Origin of the sequence: Herminiimonas arsenitoxidans (assembly GCF_900130075.1) — a bacterium.
Lineage (GTDB): Bacteria > Pseudomonadota > Gammaproteobacteria > Burkholderiales > Burkholderiaceae_D > Oxalicibacterium > Oxalicibacterium arsenitoxidans.
Window position 1 is genome coordinate 2,500,093 of sequence record NZ_LT671418.1, and the last position, 20,673, is coordinate 2,520,765.

The following is a 20,673-nucleotide window of genomic DNA, read 5'->3' on the forward strand; positions in this document are numbered from 1 at the left end:
GCAGTGCCATCGACTATCAAGAAATCATGTTCTGCTACTGGGTAGTCTTTAAAAACCACATCTGCAAAGCAGTCAAACAAGCTGGCAAACCTTGTTTCAAATGCTCTATTTGGTCATTTTGATTTTTAAATTCGGCTGATCTTGATGTCTGAGTAGCGCAATATTGTCTATTGTCAGGTCTGTACCCACTGTTCCTGCCCTTGAATAGGGATAAGTGAGGGGACGGCTTCAACTTTAGGTCAAAGTCGCTGGAATGCCTTCTACCGCCATTTTTTGCTTCTTCAATGGCGTATCCCAAGCATTAAATTCAAATAAATACCTATTTATTAAGCATTTAGCTCTCAAAGCGGCTTTTGAGGAGTCATTTTTCAACGCTGGTTTGATTTTAGGATGCATACGCATAAGTGCAGTGAACATGCTTACCTTGTAAGAAACCCAATTTTTGAAATCAATCAATTCAAAACTAAAGGTCTACAAAAATTGGTTGAGCTGTTTTACGGAGATGCGATCTGAATTTTATGAGTCAACGTTTTTCAGATTTATTCATTAATAATTTCAGTAAGAACTTTGTTTTTACAGAGGCTGTTGAAGGATTTTTTTCGTATTTGAGGACAAAGAAGGAGATTCTGGTTTTAAGTTAATTGTTTATATATATGTTTAGTAGTAATAGTTAACGCAGGCACTTTTCTGTGGATAAGTCATTAAGTGGTATTGAAATCAAAGACTTGAAGAAAAGATAAACCCTGCATAAACGGTGTATCTGTAAAGGATAGATTCTGTATAAAAAAGAAGGCCGACTTCTCCACAAGATTATCCACAAGCTATCCACCTCTTCCCCAGAGACTTATCCACAGACCTTTTTCACTTATCAAGCTTTTGCATCATGGTAATCTTGTGCGGTTTTGCGCTACTTATAACGATAGAAAAATCTTATTTGAAGGAATGCTTATGACAACGACTCCCTCGAGAATTCAGCATTACATCGGCGGTCGCTTGGTAGATACGAGCGGTGGCAAACAGCAGGATGTATTTAATCCCGCCACCGGCGAGGTGAGTGCACAAGTTGTTCTGGCCAGTGATGCTGATGTACAGACAGTCGTGGCGACGGCAAAAGCAGCCGCGCCGGCATGGGCTGATACAGCGCCATTGAAGCGTGCGCGTATCCTCTTCAAATTCAAAGAGCTGATCGAAAAACATCACAATGATCTGGCTGCAGCGATCACACGTGAACACGGCAAGGTTTTTTCGGATGCCAAAGGTGAGGTCACACGCGGGCTGGAAGTGGTCGAGTTTGCCTGTGGTGTGCCGCAATTATTGAAAACTCAGTTCACCGACAATATCGGTGGCGGTATCGATAACTGGAACTTGCGTCAGCCGCTGGGTGTGACAGCCGGCATCACACCTTTCAATTTTCCTTTCATGGTGCCGATGTGGATGGCACCGGTTGCGCTGGCAACAGGCAACACATTCATTTTAAAGCCCTCTGAGCGCGATCCATCACCATCCTTGATGGTAGCGGAGCTGTTGCATCAAGCAGGGCTGCCTGACGGCGTTTTCAATGTCTTGCAGGGAGATAAGCTGGCAGTTGATGGTCTGCTGCATCACCCGGATGTAAAAGCAGTCTCCTTCGTCGGTTCAACACCGATAGCCGAATACATTTATGCAACGGGTGCTGCGCGTAAAGGCGGCGCCTATCCATTACGCGTACAGGCACTTGGCGGTGCGAAAAATCATTTAGTGGTGATGCCGGATGCAAATCTGGAGCAGGCGGTCGATGCCTTGATCGGAGCGGCTTATGGTTCTGCCGGCGAGCGTTGCATGGCGATTTCCGTTGCGGTAGCGGTTGGTGATGTAGCGGACAAGTTGGTTGCGGCATTAATCCCGCGTGTGAAATCCCTCAAGGTAAAAAACGGTATGGAAGCCGATGCCGAGATGGGGCCGGTCGTCAGCGCAGCGCATAAAGCCAAAATCGAAGGCTATATTGAGGCGGGAGTGCAGGCTGGCGCGAAGTTGCTGGTGGATGGTCGAGGATTACATGTAGATGGTGGTAGTAAAGGATTCTTTATTGGAGGTTGTCTATTCGACCATGTAACGCCGGAGATGACGATCTATCAAGAAGAGATTTTTGGCCCGGTTTTGTGCGTTGTGCGCGTGCCGAACTTCGCGGCTGCGCTTGATTTGATCAATGCACATGAATTCGGCAATGGCGTTGCTCTATTTACCTCGGATGGCAATACGGCTCGCGAATTTTCACGTCGCGTTGAAGTTGGCATGATCGGTATCAATGTGCCGATTCCTGTGCCTATGGCCTGGCATTCATTCGGCGGTTGGAAACGCTCGATGTTTGGCGACACGCATGCTTATGGGGAAGAGGGCGTCAAGTTCTACACTCGTTATAAATCGATCATGCAGCGTTGGCCAGAGTCGATTGCCAAGGGTGCGGAGTTCGCGATGCCGACTAGTAAATAAATAATAATTAAGTCGCAACCATCTATTGTCAGTCGACTGTAAGTAGACGCTGTGATGATGGGGTTTATCTAATGCAACATCAACTCTACCGATTGAGACAATGGCCGAATCCGCAGGGAAGTACGATTACATCATCGTAGGAGCAGGAACAGCCGGTTGCGTACTGGCTAACCGATTGACACAAGATCCGAATACTTCGGTTCTACTCATAGAGGCTGGTGCGAAAGACGATTATTTCTGGGTGCATATCCCCATCGGCTTTCATCACATGATTAACAATCCACGTACCGACTGGCGTTATCGCACCGAAGCCGATGCCGGCTTGAACGGGCGCAGCGTTCTGTATCCCAGCGGTAAAATCCTCGGCGGCTCATCGTCCATCAATGCCATGATTTACCAGCGCGGGCAGGCGCAAGACTATGATTACTGGGCGGAACTGACTGGTGATGCAAGTTGGCGCTGGGATCAGGTTTTGCCTTTATTCAAGAAAACCGAAGATTATGTTGAAGGTGCAGATGCCCTGCATGGAGTAGGCGGCGACTGGCGCGTTGAGAAGCAAAAGTTCGGTTGGAAGATACTGGATGCCTTCCGCGATGCTGCTGCACAAAACGGCATACCCAAGATAAACGACTTCAATCTCGGTAATGGCGAAGAAGGCAGTGCTTACTTCGATATCAACCAAAAAAACGGTTTGCGCTGGAATACAGCGAAAGCTTTCCTGCGCACAATCATCCGCCGCGGCAATTTGGAAATCATGACCGGTTCGCAAGTGCAACGTCTGATTATCCAAAAAACTGAGCAGGGTAATGTCTGTACCGGAGTTGAGTTTATCGGCGGTGGCAAGGAATGGACGGCGGATGTTTCACGTGAAACAATCCTGGCGGCAGGTGCTTTCGGATCGCCGCAAATTTTGCAGCGATCCGGCATAGGTCCAGCTACCTTGCTGCAACAGCATGGAATTAGCGTTTTGCAAGATGTGCCTGGAGTAGGGGAGAATTTGCAGGATCACCTGCCGCTACGCATGCGATTCAAGATCGCTAATGCCAAATCCCTGAATACAGCAAGCAAGAGTTGGCTGGCGATGGGGCTGGAATATATGGTCAAGAAGAATGGTTTGGTCTCTACGGTACCTTCACCATTGGGGGCAATGGCGCGTTCCGATCCATCACAAGCCACCCCGAATCTTGGCTATCAAATTCAGCCGTGGTCGCAGGAATCGGTTGAACGTCCGCTGGATTCCTTCGCAGCATTCACCGCCAGCGTTAGTAATTTGAAGCCGACGGCACGTGGCCATGTACGGATTGCCGCAGCGGATGTCACTGCGCCACCGGTCATTACAACGAATTATCTGAGTACAGAGCAAGATGTGAATATTGCCGCTACAGCTATTCAATTGACGCGTAAAATCGTGGCCTCCTCGGCCTTGCAGCAGTATGCGCCACAAGAAATCAATGCTGATGAAGACTTGCAACGCTTGGCTGGAGATGTAGGTGCGGCAGGTGCAAATCCGGTTGGAACCTGCAAAATGGGTGCTGTAAGCGATGCTCTGGCCGTAGTGGATAGTGAGTTGCGAGTGAAGGGGATTGCCGGTTTGCGTGTGGTGGATGCGTCCATCATGCCGGTGATTGTGGCTGGTGATACTGGTGCCACCACCATTCTGATTGCAGAAAAAGCCGCGAAACTGATACGAGCAGCAAAGCGTTAGCCTGCCAAAATGTAGATGAGCAGGTGTTTATGGATAACTGGATGAAGCATGACTGATTACGTATTTCTGGCTGCGGCCGCATTTTTGGCCGGGATGATAGATGCGGTAGTCGGTGGCGGTGGCTTGATCCTGATTCCAGCTTTGTTTTCTACCTTCCCGACGGCCTCGATGGGGACTTTGCTGGGTACCAATAAGCTGGCCAGTGTCTGCGGTACCAGCGCTGCAGCTATCGGTTTTGCCCGTAGAGTAAAGCTGCAGTGGAGTACTGCAGCACCTGCTGCGATGGCTGCTTTTGCCTTTGCCTTCATCGGCGCCTTTACGGTTACGCAGATTCCATCCGAGTTCATGCGCAAGCTGCTACCTTTCATTCTGGTTGCAGTTGCCATCTACACCTATAAAAAGAAAGATTTCGGCAGTATCCACGCCCCCTTGCATATAGGCGGGAAAGAGAAGGTAATCGCGATTCTGGTTGGTGCCGGCATCGGCTTTTATGATGGATTCTTTGGGCCTGGTACTGGTAGCTTCCTGGTTTTCCTGTTTGTTCGATTCTTCGGGTTCGACTTCCTTGGCGCATCGGCGGTGGCCAAGGTCGTCAATGTCGCCTGCAATATTGCCGCCATACTCTGGTTCGGCTATAGCGCGGAGTTGTTGTGGAAGCTGGCTGCCATCATGGCGGTGTGTAATGTGCTGGGTTCCTTGATCGGTATCCGTCTGGCGATACGCCATGGCAGCGGATTTGTTCGCAAGATATTCCTGGTGGTAGTGTCAGCGCTGATTTTGAAGACGGCCTACGACGCATTCCTTGCTTAATCTCTGGCAAGCTTTTGTTTCACGTGAAACAAAACGTGGCTTAATTTGCCGCTAAATTTCGGTTCCGGGGAAATTAAAGCAAAAAGACTTTATAATCTCGCCTCTGCTTAACGTCTCATCGAGGCGCACCCATGATCTTTCCTACCAAATTTGATGTCATCGTAGTCGGCGGCGGCCATGCCGGGACGGAGGCCGCCCTGGCGTCTGCTCGCATGGGGCAATCGACCCTTTTGCTTTCGCACAATATTGAAACGCTGGGGCAAATGTCCTGCAATCCATCCATCGGTGGCATAGGCAAAGGGCACTTGGTCAAGGAAGTCGATGCCATGGGCGGTGCAATGGCAATTGCCACTGATGAGGCCGGCATACAATTCCGTATCTTGAATTCGTCGAAAGGTCCAGCCGTCCGGGCTACACGCGCGCAAGCCGATCGTATTCTGTACAAGCAAGCCATCCGTTCCCGTCTGGAGAATCAACCGAATCTGTGGCTGTTCCAGCAGGCAGTCGATGATCTGCTGGTAGAAGGCGATCGCGTGGTGGGTGCTGTGACGCAAGCCGGGATTCAGTTCCGCGCGCGGGCAGTAGTGTTGACTGCAGGTACCTTCCTCGATGGCAAGATCCATATCGGCATGAATAATTATTCTGCTGGTAGAGCCGGTGATCCGCCAGCGATTTCACTGTCGGCACGTCTGAAAGAATTGAAGCTACCGCAAGGCCGCTTGAAAACCGGTACGCCGCCACGGATCGACGGTCGTTCTATCGACTTCTCCGTGATGCAGGAACAGCCGGGCGATCTGGATCCGATTCCGGTATTTTCGGTGATGGGTTCGGTCGCGATGCATCCGAAGCAAATGCCTTGCTGGATTACACACACCAATGAAAAAACCCACGATCTGATCCGCGGTGGTCTGGATCGCAGTCCGATGTACACCGGCGTGATTGAAGGCGTGGGCCCACGTTATTGCCCATCGATCGAAGACAAGATACATCGTTTTGCCGGCAAGGAGTCCCATCAGATCTTCCTTGAGCCAGAAGGCTTGACGACTAACGAATATTATCCAAATGGCATCTCCACCAGCTTGCCTTTCGACGTGCAACTCGCATTGGTGCAGTCTATGCGCGGGTTGGAACATGCGCATATCTTGCGTCCCGGTTATGCGATTGAATACGACTACTTCGATCCGCGTGGCTTGAAGTCATCACTGGAAACCAAGGTTATCCAGGGCCTGTTCTTTGCAGGCCAGATCAATGGCACCACCGGTTACGAGGAAGCGGCAGCACAAGGCATGTTGGCGGGTATCAATGCCGCCTTGCAGACGCAAGATCGCGATGCATGGACACCTCGCCGCGACGAAGCTTATCTCGGCGTGTTGGTCGACGACCTGATTACCAAGGGTGTGCTGGAACCGTACCGCATGTTTACCAGCCGTGCTGAATATCGTTTGAGCTTGCGCGAAGACAATGCCGATATGCGTCTGACCGAAATCGGCCGTCAGCTGGGTTGCGTCGGCGATGCGCAATGGGCGATGTTTGAAACCAAGCGCGAAGCCGTTGCACGCGAGCTGGAACGCCTGCGTTCGACTTGGGTTAGCCCTCGCATTTTGGCTGAAGCTGAAGCTGAACGTGTTTTAGGTAAAGGCATAGAGCGTGAGTATGCGCTCGCTGACTTGCTGCGCCGCCCGAACGTTAACTACGAAACCCTGATGACCCTGAAGGGCATGGATGGCCAGGATCTGGGCGGTCCAGGTGTAGCGGAAGAGGCTGTGCGCGAGCAAGTCGAGATCCAGTTGAAGTACGCCGGCTACATCGATAGACAAGCCAAAGAAGTCGAGCGCCACGATTATTACGAGAATTTGAAGTTGCCAGCCGAGTTTGATTACATGGCCGTCAAAGGCTTGTCGATCGAAGTGCGTCAAAAGTTGACCAAGCAACGTCCGGAAACTCTGGGCCAAGCATCGCGTATTTCCGGCGTTACACCAGCTGCTATTTCATTGATGCTGGTACATCTGAAAAAAGGCGGTTTCAAGGAATTCGCTGTATTACCACCTAACACTGAAGCTGCTGCATGAAGGCATTTGATCGTCCCGCATTAACCGTATTACTCGTTCAGGGTGCGCGTGATTTATCGTTGAACTTGAGCGAAGCGCAGATCACCAAGCTGATCGACTATCTGGCCTTGATGGCGAAATGGAATTCGGTTTACAACCTGACCGCCGTGCGCGATCCGGTGCAGATGGTCACGCAACATTTGCTGGACTCATTGGCGGCTGTATCTGCATTTACCAATGCGAAGTATGTATTGGATGTCGGCGCAGGCGGTGGCTTGCCTGGTATCGTGTTGGCAATCTGGGCGGCGGAAGCGCAGCCTGAGATGCGCATCTCGATGATCGATACCGTGCATAAAAAAACGGCTTTCCTGACGCAGGTAAAAGCCGAGTTGAGCTTAAGCAATGTTAGTGTGCATACTGCGCGTGTCGAGCAATGGCAGGCACCGCAGAAATTCGATGTGATTACCTCGCGTGCATTTGCCGAGCTATCCGACTTCATTACCTGGTCAGAACATTTGCTGGCGGACGGTGGTGAGTTCATCGCGCTCAAAGGTGTCGCGCCTGATACCGAAGTAGCGCGTCTGCCTGCAGGATGGCAGGTGAGGGAAGTGCGTGTCTTGCACGTGCCGACGCTGCAAGCCGAGCGTCATTTGGTGTTCATTACAAGAGTTGCGTCATAAAGCAGGAATGCTTGTTGCATCGTAGGCAGTAGCGCTTAGTAATAAGAATTTCTGCCAGCTTCATTTTCAAAACAGCAGAAGTTTTTCTGATTGGCTTTGAGATTGATAGACCACTAACCAAAACGAGAATATGGCAAAAATATTTTGCGTCGCCAATCAAAAAGGTGGAGTCGGTAAAACCACCACAGCCGTCAACCTGGCAGCAGCACTTGCACAATTAAATCAACGCGTCTTGCTGGTGGATCTGGATCCGCAAGGTAATGCCACGATGGGTGCGGGCATCAACAAGTCGGAATTGAAGTCATCGATCTACGAAGTCTTGCTCGGCATGGCTGATGTAGTGACAGCGCGTGTGACTTCAGAAACGGGCAAGTTCGATGTGTTGCCGGCCAATCGCGAACTGGCTGGTGCAGAAGTGGAAATGGTCGAGTTGGACAATCGCGAAAAGCGCTTGAAAGATGCGCTCGCAGTGGTCGATGCAGAATACGATTTCATGCTGATCGATTGCCCACCTGCATTGTCCATGCTGACCTTGAACGGTTTGTGCGCAGCGCATGGTGTCATCATTCCTATGCAGTGTGAATACTATGCGCTCGAAGGTTTGTCCGATCTGGTCAACACGATCAAGAAAGTCCACGCCAAGTTGAATACCGACTTGAAGATCATCGGTTTGCTGCGCGTGATGTTTGATCCACGCATGACGTTATCGCAGCAGGTATCTTCGCAGCTGGAACAGCATTTCGGCGACAAGGTATTTAAAACCATCATCCCGCGTAATGTGCGTTTGGCAGAGGCGCCATCGTATGGCATGCCGGGTATCAATTTCGATCCATCATCGAAAGGTGCGCAAGCGTATCTGACCTTCGGTGCCGAGATGGTTGAACGGATCAAGACGATTTAAATATAACGAGGAAGAGAGCGCCTGTTGCGCCATCCTCATTAATCAAAAGATGTGAGTCAGGAATTATGGTCACGAAAAAACAAAAAGGTTTGGGGCGCGGTCTGGAAGCATTGTTAGGTGGTGCTTCGGACTTCAATGAAGCGATTGCTGCTTTGCCTGGTGCTCCATCGACGCTGCAAGTCACCGACATGCAAGCTGGTAAATATCAGCCGCGTACGCGCATGGATGAAGGCGCATTGAATGAGCTCGCCGCATCGATCAAGGCGCAAGGTTTGCTGCAGGCAATTCTGGTGCGCCCGATCGCTTCGCATAACGGCCGTGATCGTTACGAAATTATTGCCGGTGAACGCCGCTTCCGCGCAGCACAACTGGCTGGTCTGACTGAAGTGCCGGTACTCGTTAAAGAAGTTGATGACGAAGCCGCCGCCGCGATGGCGCTGATTGAAAACATACAGCGCGAAGATTTGAATCCATTGGAAGAAGCGCAAGGCATACATCGCCTGATCGCTGATTTCAATTTTACGCACGAGCAAGCGGCGCATGCCGTTGGACGCTCACGTAGCGCGGTATCCAACCTGCTGCGTTTGCTGAACCTGGCGAAGCCGGTGCAAACCATGCTGATGGCCGGCGATATTGATATGGGTCACGCGCGTGCTTTGCTGGCGGTTGATGCCGCCACGCAAATTAACTTGGCAAATCAAGTCGTCGCCAAACGCATGTCGGTACGTGAAGCCGAGAAATTGGTGGTGCGTTCTACATTGGAACAAGCTGCAGGCAATAAGCCACGTGCCAACGGCAAGGAAAAATCGCGCGACATTACCCGTTTGGAAGAAGAGCTGTCGGATTTGCTGGCAAGTCAGGTCGAAATCAAACTGGGCGCGAAGAACAAAGGTCAACTGGTGGTCGATTTTGCCGACCTTGATGCGCTGGACGGCATTATTGCCAAATTACGCGTTACAGCCTGAGTTGTCATTTAGTTAAATTACTTCCCACCAATAATGCGCGAATAGCTAGTAGATCCTGTTTGTTCCGTTAGCTAGCGCGCGTTGTTTTGGTGCAACATGATGTTAAATGTTTGTTAAACATCGAATTTCCATGTTGGTATAGCCACAGCGCAATAATTCCTTCCGCAAGGCGCAATTTGCAACGCGCCTACGTAGTTTTCACATAGCAAACGTTTGACGGTGGTGAAGGAAAGCCCTTATAATCCCGTGGCTTCATAGAAGCACGACTTAGTTTGTATTCACTCCAGTCCGAGTAGCTCGACCAAGAGGGTCGCCAAAGGACTGCACCATTTGGACCAGTATGCTGCCCGTCGTCCTCCTGCAACTCGCGACAACGGTAATTGCCAGCATCATTGCCGGTTTGATTGCCGGAATGCCGGCGCTGTATTCAGCGTTGTTGGGTGGGTTGTGCTGCGTGGTGCCGAATGCTCTGTTTGCGCTACGTTTATTTTCCGCTGCGCAAAAATCCGAGTCCGTTAATCCGATGACTTTTTTCATCGGAGAATTTATCAAGATTGCATTGACGATCGCATTGTTAGGCGCGGTCGTTTGGTTGTACCGCGATTTGAATTTGCTGGCGCTAGTCGCCGCGTTCATCGTGGCGCTGAAAAGTTACATAATCTTATTATTTAGGCACTGACATGGCGACTGATCACGCAGCACCGACGGCTTCCGAGTATATCGTCCACCATCTGGGGCATTTTTCTACCAAGCACCAAGACAAGATTGTCGATTTCTCGATCATCAATATAGATACCGTATTCTGGTCTATCTTTGCCGGTGTTATCGGTTGTCTCTTCATGTATCTCGCAGCACGCAAGGCAACATCCGGCGTGCCTGGTCGTTTCCAGGCCGCGGTTGAAATGGTTGTTGAAATGGTCGACAACCAAGCCAAGTCCATCGTACATGGCGATCGTTCCTTCATCGCTCCATTGGCATTGACAGTATTCGTCTGGGTTGCCTTGATGAACTCGCTGGATTTCTTGCCGGTCGACATGTTCTCCGCATTTTTCCACGCAGTAGGCTGGGATAGCTTGATCTCGCATCACCGCGTTGTTCCTACTGCCGATTTGAACGGCACCATGGGTATCGCACTCGGCGTATTCGCGCTGATGATCTATTACAACTTCAAAATCAAAGGCGCAGGCGGCTTCATTCATGAACTGTTCGCTGCTCCGTTTGGTATCTGGCTTGCACCGTTCAACCTGTTGTTGAACATGATCGAATTCGCAGCGAAAACAGTATCCCTGGCGATGCGGTTGTTCGGCAACATGTATGCCGGCGAATTGTTGTTCCTGTTGATTGCATTGCTGGGTTCGACCGCGACTGCGTTCGGTTTCTTCGGTCATGTAGTGGCAGGCACGATGTGGGCTATCTTCCACATCCTGATCGTCTTCTTGCAGGCGTTCATTTTCATGATGCTGACTCTGGTGTATATCGGCCAGGCACATGAAGCGCATTGATGGATGTAAGTAATTAAGCTTTTTGGTTTTTTGATTTAACTTTTTGATTTAACTTTAACTTTGAAGGAATTGTTATGACTGACCTCTCATTTGTTGCACTGGCTTGTGGTTTGATTATTGGTCTGGGCGCGATCGGTGCTTGTATCGGTATCGCTATCATGGGTGGCAAATACCTTGAGGCTTCTGCTCGTCAACCAGAATTGATGAACACATTGCAAACCAAAATGTTCCTGTTGGCTGGTCTGATCGATGCTGCGTTCCTGATTGGTGTTGGTATCGCTATGTTGTTCGCATTCGCAAACCCGTTCATCGCTAAGTAATTCGGTCACGTACCGGTTCTCACGCTGAAGATATTTTCAGCACACGATACTTAGAGAAGGAATTACCATGAACTTAAATGCAACTTTGATTGCGCAGTTCGTGGTCTTCTTCATCCTGGCAGGCTTCACGATGAAATTCGTGTGGCCGCCACTGATGAATGCGCTCGATGAGCGCGCCAAGAAGATCGCGGATGGTTTGGCAGCAGCCGAACGTGGCAAGTCTGATCTGGCAGCCGCTGAAAAGCGCGCCCAGGCAGAACTGACATCAGCGCAAGAAGCAGGTCAAAAGCGTATCAGCGATGCTGAGAAGCGCGGACTGAGCATTATTGAAGAAGCCAAGAAAACCGCTGCTGAAGAAGCTGCGCGTATTTTGGCAACAGCAAAAGCAGATGCTGATCAGCAAGTAACTCAAGTCCGCGAAGCATTGCGTGACCAAGTTGCTACCCTTGCAGTTAAAGGCGCTGAGCAAATTCTGAAACGCGAAGTCAATGCTGCTGTCCACGCTGATCTGTTGAACCAACTGAAAGCCGAGCTGTAATCATGGCCGAACTCGCAACGATTGCCCGTCCTTACGCCGAAGCTCTGTTCCGTGTGGCGAAAGCCGCTGATTTGAACAGCTGGTCTGAGTTGGTTTCCGAAATGGCACAGGTTGCTGCGAATCCCGATGTGTATGCATTGGCGCACAACCCTAAAGTTTCGGAAGACTTGATCAGCAGCACGTTCATCTCGGCGCTCAAATCGCCGGTTGGCGCTGAAGCGAAAAACTTCATCAACATGCTGGTGCAAAACGACCGCTTGACGCTGTTGCCGGAAATCGCGACGCAGTTCCACGCATTGAAAAATGCGCAAGAAGGCGCTGCTGACGCAGAAATCGTCAGCGCGTTTGAACTGTCGTCAGCGCAGTTGACCGAGCTGGTCGCAACGCTGGAAAAGAAATTCGGCCGCAAGCTCAACCCGACAGTCGCCGTAGATAGCGCACTGATTGGTGGTGTGCGCGTCGTTGTCGGTGATGAAGTGCTCGACACCTCGGTGCGCGCGAAACTGCAACAGATGCAAGTTGCGTTGACTGCGTGATCGTCGCCCGGGCCCCTAGCCTAAGCTACAGAGAAAAATTTTAGGAGTTTATATGCAACTCAACCCGTCTGAAATCAGCGAACTGATCAAGAGCCGGATTCAAGGGCTCGGCGACACAGCTGAGATTCGCAATCAAGGCACGGTCATTTCCGTGTCCGACGGTATCTGCCGCATCCACGGTCTGTCTGACGTTATGCAAGGCGAGATGCTGGAGTTTCCAGGCAACACGTTCGGCCTCGCGCTGAACTTGGAGCGTGACTCCGTCGGTGCCGTTATCTTGGGTGAATACGAACACATCTCCGAAGGCGATACAGTTAAATGTACTGGTCGCATTTTGGAAGTGCCAGTTGGTCCTGAACTGTGTGGCCGTGTGGTCAATGCATTGGGTCAACCTATCGATGGCAAAGGTCCAATCAACACCAAGTTGACGACACCTATCGAAAAAATCGCTCCAGGCGTTATCGCACGTCAATCCGTTGATCAACCGATGCAAACCGGTATCAAGGCTATTGACGCGATGGTACCTATCGGTCGCGGTCAACGTGAATTGATCATTGGCGATCGTCAAACTGGTAAAACAGCTGTTGCGATCGATGCGATCATCAACCAAAAAGGCCAAGGCGTAACGTGTATCTACGTTGCTATCGGTCAAAAAGCATCGTCGGTCAAAAACATCGTTCGCTCGCTGGAGCAACACGGCGCGATGGAATACACCATCGTTGTTGCTGCTACCGCATCTGAATCGGCTGCTATGCAGTTCGTTTCGGCATACTCCGGTTGCGCAATGGGCGAATACTTCCGCGACCGCGGTGAAGATGCGCTGATCGTGTATGACGATTTGTCGAAACAAGCTGTTGCGTACCGTCAAGTGTCCTTGCTGTTGCGCCGTCCACCAGGCCGCGAAGCGTTCCCTGGCGACGTGTTCTATCTCCACAGCCGTTTGCTCGAACGCGCAGCACGTGTTAACGCCGACTACGTCGAAGCGTTCACCAAAGGCGCAGTTAAAGGCAAAACCGGTTCGTTGACAGCATTGCCTATCATCGAAACGCAAGCAGGTGACGTTTCTGCATTCGTTCCAACCAACGTAATTTCGATTACCGACGGTCAGATCTTCTTGGAAACATCCTTGTTCAACTCGGGTGTACGTCCTGCGATTAACGCTGGTATCTCGGTGTCTCGCGTTGGTGGTGCTGCTCAAACTAAAGTCATCAAGGGCTTGTCCGGCGGTATCCGTACCGATTTGGCGCAATACCGTGAATTGGCCGCGTTTGCGCAGTTCGCTTCCGACCTCGATGCTTCGACTCGCAAACAACTGGACCGCGGTGCTCGCGTGACAGAATTGTTGAAACAGGCTCAGTACGCACCATTGTCGACTTCGTTGATGGCGGTTTCGCTGTTCGCGGTCAACAAAGGTTACTTCGATGACCTCGAAGTTAAACGTGTACTCGCATTCGAAGCAGGTCTGCACGGTTTCATGAAGTCCAGCCACGCAGCATTGCTGCAAAAAATCGAAGACACCAAGAAGCTCGAGAAAGACGACGAAGCTGTATTGGCTGCTGCGATTGCTGATTTCAAAAAATCGTTCTGATTCTGGGGCTATAAGGAGTAACAACTCATGGCTTCAGGCAAAGAGATACGTGGCAAGATCAAGAGCGTAGAAAATACGAAGAAGATCACCAAGGCGATGGAAATGGTCGCTGCATCCAAAATGCGTAAAGCGCAAGACCGGATGCATGCGGCACGTCCTTACAGCGACAAGATTCGCAATATCGCTGCGAATCTGTCGCAAGCCAATCCGGAATATACGCATCCGTTTCTGGTGAAGTCTGATGCATCGAAGACAGTCGGCTTCATTATCGTGACGACTGACAAGGGCTTGTGCGGCGGTATGAACACAAACTCCTTGCGCATCGTGACGACCAAGTTGCGTGAACTGGAAGCAGAAGGCAAGAAAGTCGAAGCGGTTGCTATCGGTAACAAAGGTTTGGGCTTCTTGAATCGTATCGGCGCGCGTGTCGTGTCGCATGCGGTACAAATCGGTGACACCCCGCATCTGGACAAGTTGATTGGTCCAGTCAAGGTGATGCTCGATGCGTATCAAGACGGCAAGTTGGACGCGGTATACGTTGTCTACACCAAGTTCATCAACACGATGAAGCAAGAGCCAATGATGGAGCAATTGCTGCCATTGGCGACTGACAGGTTGAAGGCAGATGAAGGTTCGCTGGCATGGGACTACATCTACGAACCTGACGCGCAAACCGTGATCGATGAATTGTTGGTGCGTTACGTTGAAGCGCTGATTTTCCAAGCTGTTGCTGAAAACCTCGCGTCCGAGCAATCGGCGCGTATGGTGGCGATGAAATCGGCAAGCGACAACGCAGGTAGCGTGATTAGCGAATTGAAGCTGGTCTATAACAAGACGCGTCAAGCAGCGATTACGAAAGAACTTTCCGAGATCGTTGCCGGAGCGGCTGCGGTTTAATTCGATTGCGGGACGGCGTAGTAATACGCTGTCCTCAACAACCAGATTTTAAATTTTATATATTGAAGGAACGAAAATGGCTGATGGCAAAATCGTTCAGTGTATCGGCGCGGTGGTGGACGTTGAATTTCCCCGCAATGCGATGCCTAAGATTTACGATGCCTTGAAGATGGCAGGCTCCGAACTGACGCTGGAAGTGCAGCAACAGTTGGGTGACGGTATTGTTCGTACCATTGCGCTCGGTACATCCGACGGTTTGCGTCGCGGCATGATCATTCAAAACACCGGCAATCCAATCACCGTACCAGTCGGCAAAGCAACACTCGGCCGCATCATGGACGTGTTGGGTAACCCTATCGACGAATGCGGTCCTGTGAGCCACGAGCGTACAGCATCGATTCACCGCAAAGCTCCAGCGTACGACGAATTGTCGCCATCGCAGGACTTGTTGGAAACAGGTATCAAGGTTATTGACTTGGTTTGCCCGTTTGCAAAAGGCGGTAAAGTCGGTCTGTTCGGTGGCGCGGGTGTTGGTAAAACCGTGAACATGATGGAACTGATTAACAACATCGCTAAAGCACACAGCGGCTTGTCCGTGTTTGCTGGTGTTGGTGAACGTACTCGTGAAGGTAATGACTTCTACCACGAGATGGCTGATGCGAAAGTGGTTGATCTGGAAAACCCAGAGAACTCCAAAGTAGCGATGGTCTACGGTCAAATGAATGAACCACCAGGTAACCGTCTGCGCGTTGCGTTGACCGGTTTGACCATGGCTGAAGCGTTCCGTGACGAAGGTAAAGACGTGTTGTTCTTCGTCGATAACATCTATCGCTTCACATTGGCTGGTACCGAAGTATCCGCGTTGCTGGGTCGTATGCCTTCCGCTGTGGGTTATCAACCTACACTGGCTGAAGAAATGGGCCGTCTGCAAGAGCGTATTACATCGACCAAAACTGGTTCGATCACATCGATCCAAGCCGTCTACGTTCCAGCGGATGATTTGACCGATCCATCGCCAGCAACTACGTTTGCTCACTTGGATTCCACCGTTGTTCTGTCGCGTGACATCGCATCGCTTGGTATTTACCCAGCGGTTGATCCACTCGATTCGACATCGCGTCAATTGGATCCACTGGTCGTTGGTCAAGATCACTACGACACAGCACGCGCTGTTCAAGGTACTTTGCAACGCTACAAAGAATTGCGCGACATTATCGCGATTCTGGGTATGGACGAGTTGGCACCAGAAGACAAACTGCTGGTCGCACGTGCTCGTAAGATGCAACGTTTCCTGTCGCAGCCGTTCCACGTTGCTGAAGTATTTACCGGCGCACCAGGTAAATACGTTTCGCTGAAAGATACGATCAAGGGCTTCAAAATGATCGCATCGGGCGAACTCGATCACCTGCCAGAACAAGCGTTCTACATGGTAGGTACCATCGAAGAAGCAATCGAAAAAGCGAAAAAACTCAACTAATCGTTGAGCAGCTTACGCACTGTTTAATCACAGTGCGTAAGCTGCAAGTTCGTATCGGTCCTTGTATCGATCTTTGGACGAATGAATAAGGTTTAACATGGCACACACAATGCGCGTAGACGTGGTTTCCGCCGAAGAAGAAATCTTCTCCGGCGAGGCAGAATTTGTCGCGCTGCCGGGTGAGTCGGGCGAGCTCGGGATTTTGCCGGGACATACGCCTTTGATCACACGCATCCGACCAGGTGCGGTACGCATCAAGATTGCAGGCCAGGCTGAAGATGAATTTGTCTTCGTCGCAGGCGGCATTCTGGAAGTGCAGCCGCATGCAGTGACGGTTTTGGCCGACACCGCGATCCGTGGTGGCGATCTGGATGAAGCCAAGGCAGCGGAAGCTAAACGATTGGCCGAAGAAGCACTGGTCAATAAAGAATCGAAAATCGACTACGCACAAGCACAGGCTGAATTGGCCAGCGCGATTGCACAGTTGGCGGCGATACAAAGATTGCGTCAAAAACGTTAATCTGCAAATCCCGCATACAATAAAGGGCAGCTTAGGCTGCCCTTTTTGTTTTTTGGAAAAAGAAAAATCATGAACCAGAATCCACAAGTCATTACCAAATTACTGGCCGAGTCCCGCGTGATCGCGGTGGTTGGCTTGTCGCCCAAGCCAAACCGTCCTAGCCATGAAGTCGCTGATTATCTGCAGCGCCACGGCTATCGTATTATTCCGGTTAATCCTGCGAGTGCAGGCACTCACATACTCGGTGAGCATTGCTACGCAACCTTGACGCAGGCAGCGGCCGCATTGGCCGAACAACAGACCAGAATCGATCTGGTCGACATTTTTCGCAAATCAGAATTGGTCGGACCGATAGTAGATGAAGCAATTGCGATCCGCGCCCGAGGTGTGTGGTTGCAAATAGGCGTCATCAATGAAGCCGCGACCGACAAGGCACGTGCTGCAGGCCTCGATGTAGTGGCAGATCGTTGTACCAAAATCGACCACGCAATATGGCGCAGAGCAAGCTAACCGGAGATAAACATGGCCAACGTCCAGCAATTGTTCCGAGCAGATAAGAAGCTGAAAATAGTCGATGCTGATGCTGCGCAAAAGCCGCTTTCCAGCGGCGACAAGGCGCAGGACAAATTGCTGGTCGAGCAGCAGGCGCAACAGATTGCCGATCTGCAGGAGATTCTCTATGCCGAGCGCAAGTACAAAATCCTGATCGTCTTGCAAGGCATGGATACCTCAGGCAAGGATGGCACGGTGCGCGGTGTTTTCGGCAAGATTGATCCGCTGGGTGTTAGCAGCGTTGCTTTCAAAGGACCGACTGCGGAAGAAAAGGCGCACGATTTCCTGTGGCGTGTACATCAGCAAGTACCAGGGCAGGGCGAGTTCACGATCTTCAATCGCAGTCATTACGAAGACGTCTTGATCACACGTGTGCATGACTGGATAGACGACAAGGAATGCAAACGACGTTACGCGCATATCCGCGACTTCGAACGCATGCTGAGTGAAACCGGCACCGTCATCCTCAAATTCTTTTTACACATCTCCAGCGACGAACAAAAGAAACGTTTGGAAGAGCGCATTGCCGATCCGAACAAGCACTGGAAATTCGATCCCAACGATTTAGCCGAGCGGAAATTCTGGCCCGATTACCAGCGTTTGTATGAAGCTGCGATCAATGAGACTGATAGCGACTACGCGCCGTGGCACATCATTCCAGCCGATTCAAAAACACACCGCAATCTGGCGATCAGCACCATCGTGCTGGATAAGCTGCAGAAGTTGAAACCAGCTTTTCCTCCGGGCAATCCAGAGTTTGCAAAGTTGAAAGTTGTTTGACGAAAAAGCGACAGAATCAGGTACATAAAGTACCTATCTCGTCGCTACGTCAGTATTCTCATTGACCTTGAAAATGAGAATCAATATCATTTGATCTGTTCAGCCCTGCCTGAACATTGCCAGCCATTTGTACTCCTGCTTCGACCAGTGTCTCTGCGGACTAGCCAGCGCAAACATAGACCTTAGCACCCGGAGAAACCAGAAATGGCCCGCATTACCCGCCGTAGTAATCCTCTTATTCCCGCTCGTTTGAAATGTGCAGCAGCCGTTGCGCTCGCAGTGATGGCCATGCCTATCTACGCGCAACAAGCGCAGCCGGCCAGCGATACAACTATGCTGGATGCGATTCAAGTCAGCAGTGATTTACTCGGAACCGGTTTGGAAAACAGTGTGAAACGCTATGCAGGCGCACGTACCGTAGTTAAAAAAGAAGAGATAGAAAATTCCGGCGCCTCCAACATTAGTGATGTGATGCGTCGTATCCCTGGCGTGCAAGTCAGCGACAACTCCGGCAGCGCAGGTAGTGCAATCTCACTCAACATTGGCATCCGTGGTTTAGCCGGGCGTTACTCGCCGCGCTCCACCATTTTGCTCGATGGCATTCCTATGGCGAATGCGCCTTATGGCCAACCGCAACTATCGTTCGCGCCAGTCAGTCTGAATAATATTGAATCGATAGACGTAGTACGTGGCGGTGGCGCAGTGCGTTATGGGCCGCAGAACGTAGGTGGCATTATCAACTTCAAGACGCGCGCGATTCCAACTACAGCGGAAGCAGTGGGTGACGTCACGATACGTCAAAACGATTACAGCAAAGGCGGCAGCAATACGCAGTACAGCGCGTTTGCTGGTAAGCAGTTGGATAACGGTTTGGGTTTTGCCTTGTTGTACTCCGGCATGAGCGGTAGCGATTGGCGCGTGCGCAGCGATGAGAAGGTGAATGATCTTGCGCTGAAATTCCGTTACGAGCTGAGTCCTACTTCAGAAATTTACGGTAAGTTTTCCTACTACGATGTCATGTCGAGAACGCCTGGTGGTTTGACGGTGGCGCAATACAATGCGAACCCTTTCCAGAACACGCGTCCGACGGATTTCTGGAGTGGTGATCGTAAAGCCTTCGACGTGGGTTACATCAACACCATATCCGATACGCAGGAATTCGAGATACGCACTTATTACAATGAGAGCAATCGTCAAAGTACTTTGTATACGGTGAATAAAACTAGCGGTGCCATCACCATTCAGCATCAACCACGCAGCTATCAAACCTTGGGTATAGAGCCGCGTTACACGCAACGCTTTAACTTTGGCAATACAACGAATGATGTCACTGTTGGTTATCGCTATATCCGTGAACGTGGTGATGACAATGTCTATAGCGAATCAATTACAACCGGTGCCTACGGCGCGCAGACAACCTTTGATAATTCTACCGATGCACATGCGGTATATATCGATGACAAGATTGCCTTCGGTGCATGGCGTATTACGCCAGGTCTGCGCTTTGAACATATCAACTCGCTGCGTCATGATCGCTCTACCGGTGGAGACTTTGAGGTCAAGAATAACAAGCCTTTGCCATCGTTGAATGTTGCGTATCTGCTCACACAGGACGTCACGTTGTTTGCTAATTACGGGACATCGTTCGGTGTTGTGCAAAACACGCAATTGAATACGATGACACCAGCAAATCCCTTGCAGCCAGAATTGGCGAAGACGATAGAGGCGGGCGCTCGCTGGAAGAGCAAGAATTTTTCTGCAGAGATTACGGCGTTTAATATTCGCTTCGACAATCAGATTCAATCAGTTGGTAGTGGTGCCACTCTCGCTTATTACAACTTGGGGAAAACGGAGCACAAAGGTATAGAAACGGCGATTGACTATACCTTCGATAAGGCGGGTCCATTGGCGGGCTTTAATGCTTATGCGAATTACACCTACACGCGCGCAAAACAAGAGTCAGGTCTGACCGCTGGTAACGACGTTCCTTTCTACTCACGGAATACCGATACGGTTGGCATGCGTTATGTAACTGGTCCGTGGGGTTTCAATCTCTCCAGTACACATCAAAGCAAGCAGTATGCTGATGATAAAAACACTGTGGCTGAGAGCGCAGACGGATCTAATGGCATTATCCCTGGCTTCCGTCTATGGAATGCGCAAGTCAACTGGAAGAGTCCAAACAAGAAGGGTTTGGAGCTTTTGGCCGGGCTTAATAATCTGACTGACGAACGTTACTTTACGCGTACCACCGATGGCAATCTTGGTAAGCTCGTTGGCGCGCCTCGCATGATTTATGTGCAAGCGCGCGTGGCTTTCTAATACGTTTGGTTCGTCACACTTTGTATAACAAAAGGCCGGTCACTTTGACCGGCCTTTTTATTG

General features: G+C 50.6%; 20 protein-coding genes. 19 read left to right on the forward strand and 1 reads right to left on the reverse strand.

From position 1 onward, the window contains the following. Positions 1 to 234: 234 nt before the first annotated feature. Complete coding sequence (locus BQ6873_RS11775) at positions 235 to 417, reverse strand: hypothetical protein (RefSeq protein WP_076592816.1); 183 nt, start codon at positions 415 to 417, stop codon at positions 235 to 237. 531 nt (positions 418 to 948) lie between these two features. On the opposite strand from BQ6873_RS11775, the gene BQ6873_RS11780 reads away from it, so the two are divergent. The 19 genes from BQ6873_RS11780 (at position 949) to BQ6873_RS11870 (ending at position 20,610) form a co-directional block, all read left to right on the forward strand. Next, positions 949 to 2,469, forward strand: a complete 1,521-nt coding sequence (locus BQ6873_RS11780; RefSeq protein ID WP_076592817.1) for a CoA-acylating methylmalonate-semialdehyde dehydrogenase — start codon at positions 949 to 951, stop codon at positions 2,467 to 2,469. A gap of 100 nt (positions 2,470 to 2,569) precedes the next feature. After that, positions 2,570 to 4,174 (forward strand): GMC family oxidoreductase, encoded by a 1,605-nt coding sequence (locus BQ6873_RS11785; protein ID WP_076592818.1) that lies wholly within the window; start codon positions 2,570 to 2,572, stop codon positions 4,172 to 4,174. 48 nt (positions 4,175 to 4,222) lie between these two features. Then, a complete protein-coding gene (locus BQ6873_RS11790; RefSeq protein ID WP_076592819.1) occupies positions 4,223 to 4,984 on the forward strand; it encodes a sulfite exporter TauE/SafE family protein in 762 nt (253 codons plus the stop codon). Positions 4,985 to 5,115: 131 nt separating this feature from the next. Next, positions 5,116 to 7,053, forward strand: a complete 1,938-nt coding sequence (gene mnmG, locus BQ6873_RS11795; RefSeq protein ID WP_076592820.1) for a tRNA uridine-5-carboxymethylaminomethyl(34) synthesis enzyme MnmG — start codon at positions 5,116 to 5,118, stop codon at positions 7,051 to 7,053. Beyond that, entirely contained in the window at positions 7,050 to 7,712 is a 663-nt protein-coding gene (gene rsmG / locus BQ6873_RS11800) for a 16S rRNA (guanine(527)-N(7))-methyltransferase RsmG (protein WP_076592821.1), read from the forward strand. The genes mnmG and rsmG overlap by 4 nt, the downstream gene beginning before the upstream one ends. 130 nt (positions 7,713 to 7,842) lie before the next feature. Then, positions 7,843 to 8,613 carry a ParA family protein gene (locus BQ6873_RS11805; protein ID WP_076592822.1) on the forward strand — a complete coding sequence of 257 codons (771 nt, stop codon included), beginning with the start codon at positions 7,843 to 7,845 and terminating at the stop codon, positions 8,611 to 8,613. A 65-nt stretch (positions 8,614 to 8,678) separates the two neighbouring features. Next, positions 8,679 to 9,578, forward strand: a complete 900-nt coding sequence (locus tag BQ6873_RS11810) for a ParB/RepB/Spo0J family partition protein (protein WP_076592823.1) — start codon at positions 8,679 to 8,681, stop codon at positions 9,576 to 9,578. A 340-nt stretch (positions 9,579 to 9,918) separates the two neighbouring features. Then, positions 9,919 to 10,257, forward strand: coding sequence for an ATP synthase subunit I (locus BQ6873_RS11815; RefSeq protein WP_076592824.1), 339 nt, complete (start codon positions 9,919 to 9,921; stop codon positions 10,255 to 10,257). A 1-nt stretch (position 10,258) separates the two neighbouring features. Then, positions 10,259 to 11,080, forward strand: coding sequence for a F0F1 ATP synthase subunit A (atpB, locus tag BQ6873_RS11820; protein WP_076592825.1), 822 nt, complete (start codon positions 10,259 to 10,261; stop codon positions 11,078 to 11,080). Between the two features lie 74 nt (positions 11,081 to 11,154). Continuing rightward, positions 11,155 to 11,400 (forward strand): F0F1 ATP synthase subunit C, encoded by a 246-nt coding sequence (gene atpE / locus BQ6873_RS11825; protein WP_011872763.1) that lies wholly within the window; start codon positions 11,155 to 11,157, stop codon positions 11,398 to 11,400. Positions 11,401 to 11,467: 67 nt separating this feature from the next. Then, positions 11,468 to 11,938, forward strand: coding sequence for a F0F1 ATP synthase subunit B (locus BQ6873_RS11830; RefSeq protein WP_076592826.1), 471 nt, complete (start codon positions 11,468 to 11,470; stop codon positions 11,936 to 11,938). 2 nt (positions 11,939 to 11,940) lie between these two features. After that, positions 11,941 to 12,474 carry a F0F1 ATP synthase subunit delta gene (locus BQ6873_RS11835; RefSeq protein WP_076592827.1) on the forward strand — a complete coding sequence of 178 codons (534 nt, stop codon included), beginning with the start codon at positions 11,941 to 11,943 and terminating at the stop codon, positions 12,472 to 12,474. Between the two features lie 52 nt (positions 12,475 to 12,526). Then, on the forward strand, positions 12,527 to 14,062 hold the full coding sequence (atpA, locus tag BQ6873_RS11840; RefSeq protein ID WP_076592828.1) for a F0F1 ATP synthase subunit alpha: 1,536 nt from the start codon (positions 12,527 to 12,529) through the stop codon (positions 14,060 to 14,062). Positions 14,063 to 14,089: 27 nt separating this feature from the next. After that, the gene (atpG, locus tag BQ6873_RS11845) at positions 14,090 to 14,959 is read left to right on the forward strand and encodes a F0F1 ATP synthase subunit gamma (protein ID WP_076592829.1); all 870 of its coding nucleotides are present in this window, start codon (positions 14,090 to 14,092) and stop codon (positions 14,957 to 14,959) included. Positions 14,960 to 15,035: 76 nt separating this feature from the next. Further along, positions 15,036 to 16,436: a F0F1 ATP synthase subunit beta gene (atpD, locus tag BQ6873_RS11850; protein WP_076592830.1), complete on the forward strand. Its 1,401-nt coding sequence runs from the start codon at positions 15,036 to 15,038 to the stop codon at positions 16,434 to 16,436. A gap of 97 nt (positions 16,437 to 16,533) precedes the next feature. Further along, positions 16,534 to 16,956, forward strand: a complete 423-nt coding sequence (locus tag BQ6873_RS11855; protein ID WP_076592831.1) for a F0F1 ATP synthase subunit epsilon — start codon at positions 16,534 to 16,536, stop codon at positions 16,954 to 16,956. Positions 16,957 to 17,025: 69 nt separating this feature from the next. Further along, positions 17,026 to 17,466: a CoA-binding protein gene (locus BQ6873_RS11860; RefSeq protein WP_076592832.1), complete on the forward strand. Its 441-nt coding sequence runs from the start codon at positions 17,026 to 17,028 to the stop codon at positions 17,464 to 17,466. Positions 17,467 to 17,478: 12 nt separating this feature from the next. Further along, on the forward strand, positions 17,479 to 18,288 hold the full coding sequence (locus tag BQ6873_RS11865; RefSeq protein ID WP_076592833.1) for a polyphosphate kinase 2 family protein: 810 nt from the start codon (positions 17,479 to 17,481) through the stop codon (positions 18,286 to 18,288). A 204-nt stretch (positions 18,289 to 18,492) separates the two neighbouring features. Further along, on the forward strand, positions 18,493 to 20,610 hold the full coding sequence (locus BQ6873_RS11870) for a TonB-dependent receptor family protein (protein ID WP_076592834.1): 2,118 nt from the start codon (positions 18,493 to 18,495) through the stop codon (positions 20,608 to 20,610). Positions 20,611 to 20,673 lie beyond the last annotated feature (63 nt).

Bases quoted from the DNA above. Each gene is read 5' to 3' on its own strand.
- BQ6873_RS11775 (WP_076592816.1), bottom strand. From the start codon at position 417: ATGTTCACTGCACTTATGCGTATGCATCCTAAAATCAAACCAGCGTTG.
- BQ6873_RS11780 (WP_076592817.1), top strand. From the start codon at position 949: ATGACAACGACTCCCTCGAGAATTCAGCATTACATCGGCGGTCGCTTG.
- BQ6873_RS11785 (WP_076592818.1), top strand. From the start codon at position 2,570: ATGGCCGAATCCGCAGGGAAGTACGATTACATCATCGTAGGAGCAGGA.
- BQ6873_RS11790 (WP_076592819.1), top strand. From the start codon at position 4,223: ATGACTGATTACGTATTTCTGGCTGCGGCCGCATTTTTGGCCGGGATG.
- mnmG (WP_076592820.1), top strand. From the start codon at position 5,116: ATGATCTTTCCTACCAAATTTGATGTCATCGTAGTCGGCGGCGGCCAT.
- rsmG (WP_076592821.1), top strand. From the start codon at position 7,050: ATGAAGGCATTTGATCGTCCCGCATTAACCGTATTACTCGTTCAGGGT.
- BQ6873_RS11805 (WP_076592822.1), top strand. From the start codon at position 7,843: ATGGCAAAAATATTTTGCGTCGCCAATCAAAAAGGTGGAGTCGGTAAA.
- BQ6873_RS11810 (WP_076592823.1), top strand. From the start codon at position 8,679: ATGGTCACGAAAAAACAAAAAGGTTTGGGGCGCGGTCTGGAAGCATTG.
- BQ6873_RS11815 (WP_076592824.1), top strand. From the start codon at position 9,919: ATGCTGCCCGTCGTCCTCCTGCAACTCGCGACAACGGTAATTGCCAGC.
- atpB (WP_076592825.1), top strand. From the start codon at position 10,259: ATGGCGACTGATCACGCAGCACCGACGGCTTCCGAGTATATCGTCCAC.
- atpE (WP_011872763.1), top strand. From the start codon at position 11,155: ATGACTGACCTCTCATTTGTTGCACTGGCTTGTGGTTTGATTATTGGT.
- BQ6873_RS11830 (WP_076592826.1), top strand. From the start codon at position 11,468: ATGAACTTAAATGCAACTTTGATTGCGCAGTTCGTGGTCTTCTTCATC.
- BQ6873_RS11835 (WP_076592827.1), top strand. From the start codon at position 11,941: ATGGCCGAACTCGCAACGATTGCCCGTCCTTACGCCGAAGCTCTGTTC.
- atpA (WP_076592828.1), top strand. From the start codon at position 12,527: ATGCAACTCAACCCGTCTGAAATCAGCGAACTGATCAAGAGCCGGATT.
- atpG (WP_076592829.1), top strand. From the start codon at position 14,090: ATGGCTTCAGGCAAAGAGATACGTGGCAAGATCAAGAGCGTAGAAAAT.
- atpD (WP_076592830.1), top strand. From the start codon at position 15,036: ATGGCTGATGGCAAAATCGTTCAGTGTATCGGCGCGGTGGTGGACGTT.
- BQ6873_RS11855 (WP_076592831.1), top strand. From the start codon at position 16,534: ATGGCACACACAATGCGCGTAGACGTGGTTTCCGCCGAAGAAGAAATC.
- BQ6873_RS11860 (WP_076592832.1), top strand. From the start codon at position 17,026: ATGAACCAGAATCCACAAGTCATTACCAAATTACTGGCCGAGTCCCGC.
- BQ6873_RS11865 (WP_076592833.1), top strand. From the start codon at position 17,479: ATGGCCAACGTCCAGCAATTGTTCCGAGCAGATAAGAAGCTGAAAATA.
- BQ6873_RS11870 (WP_076592834.1), top strand. From the start codon at position 18,493: ATGGCCCGCATTACCCGCCGTAGTAATCCTCTTATTCCCGCTCGTTTG.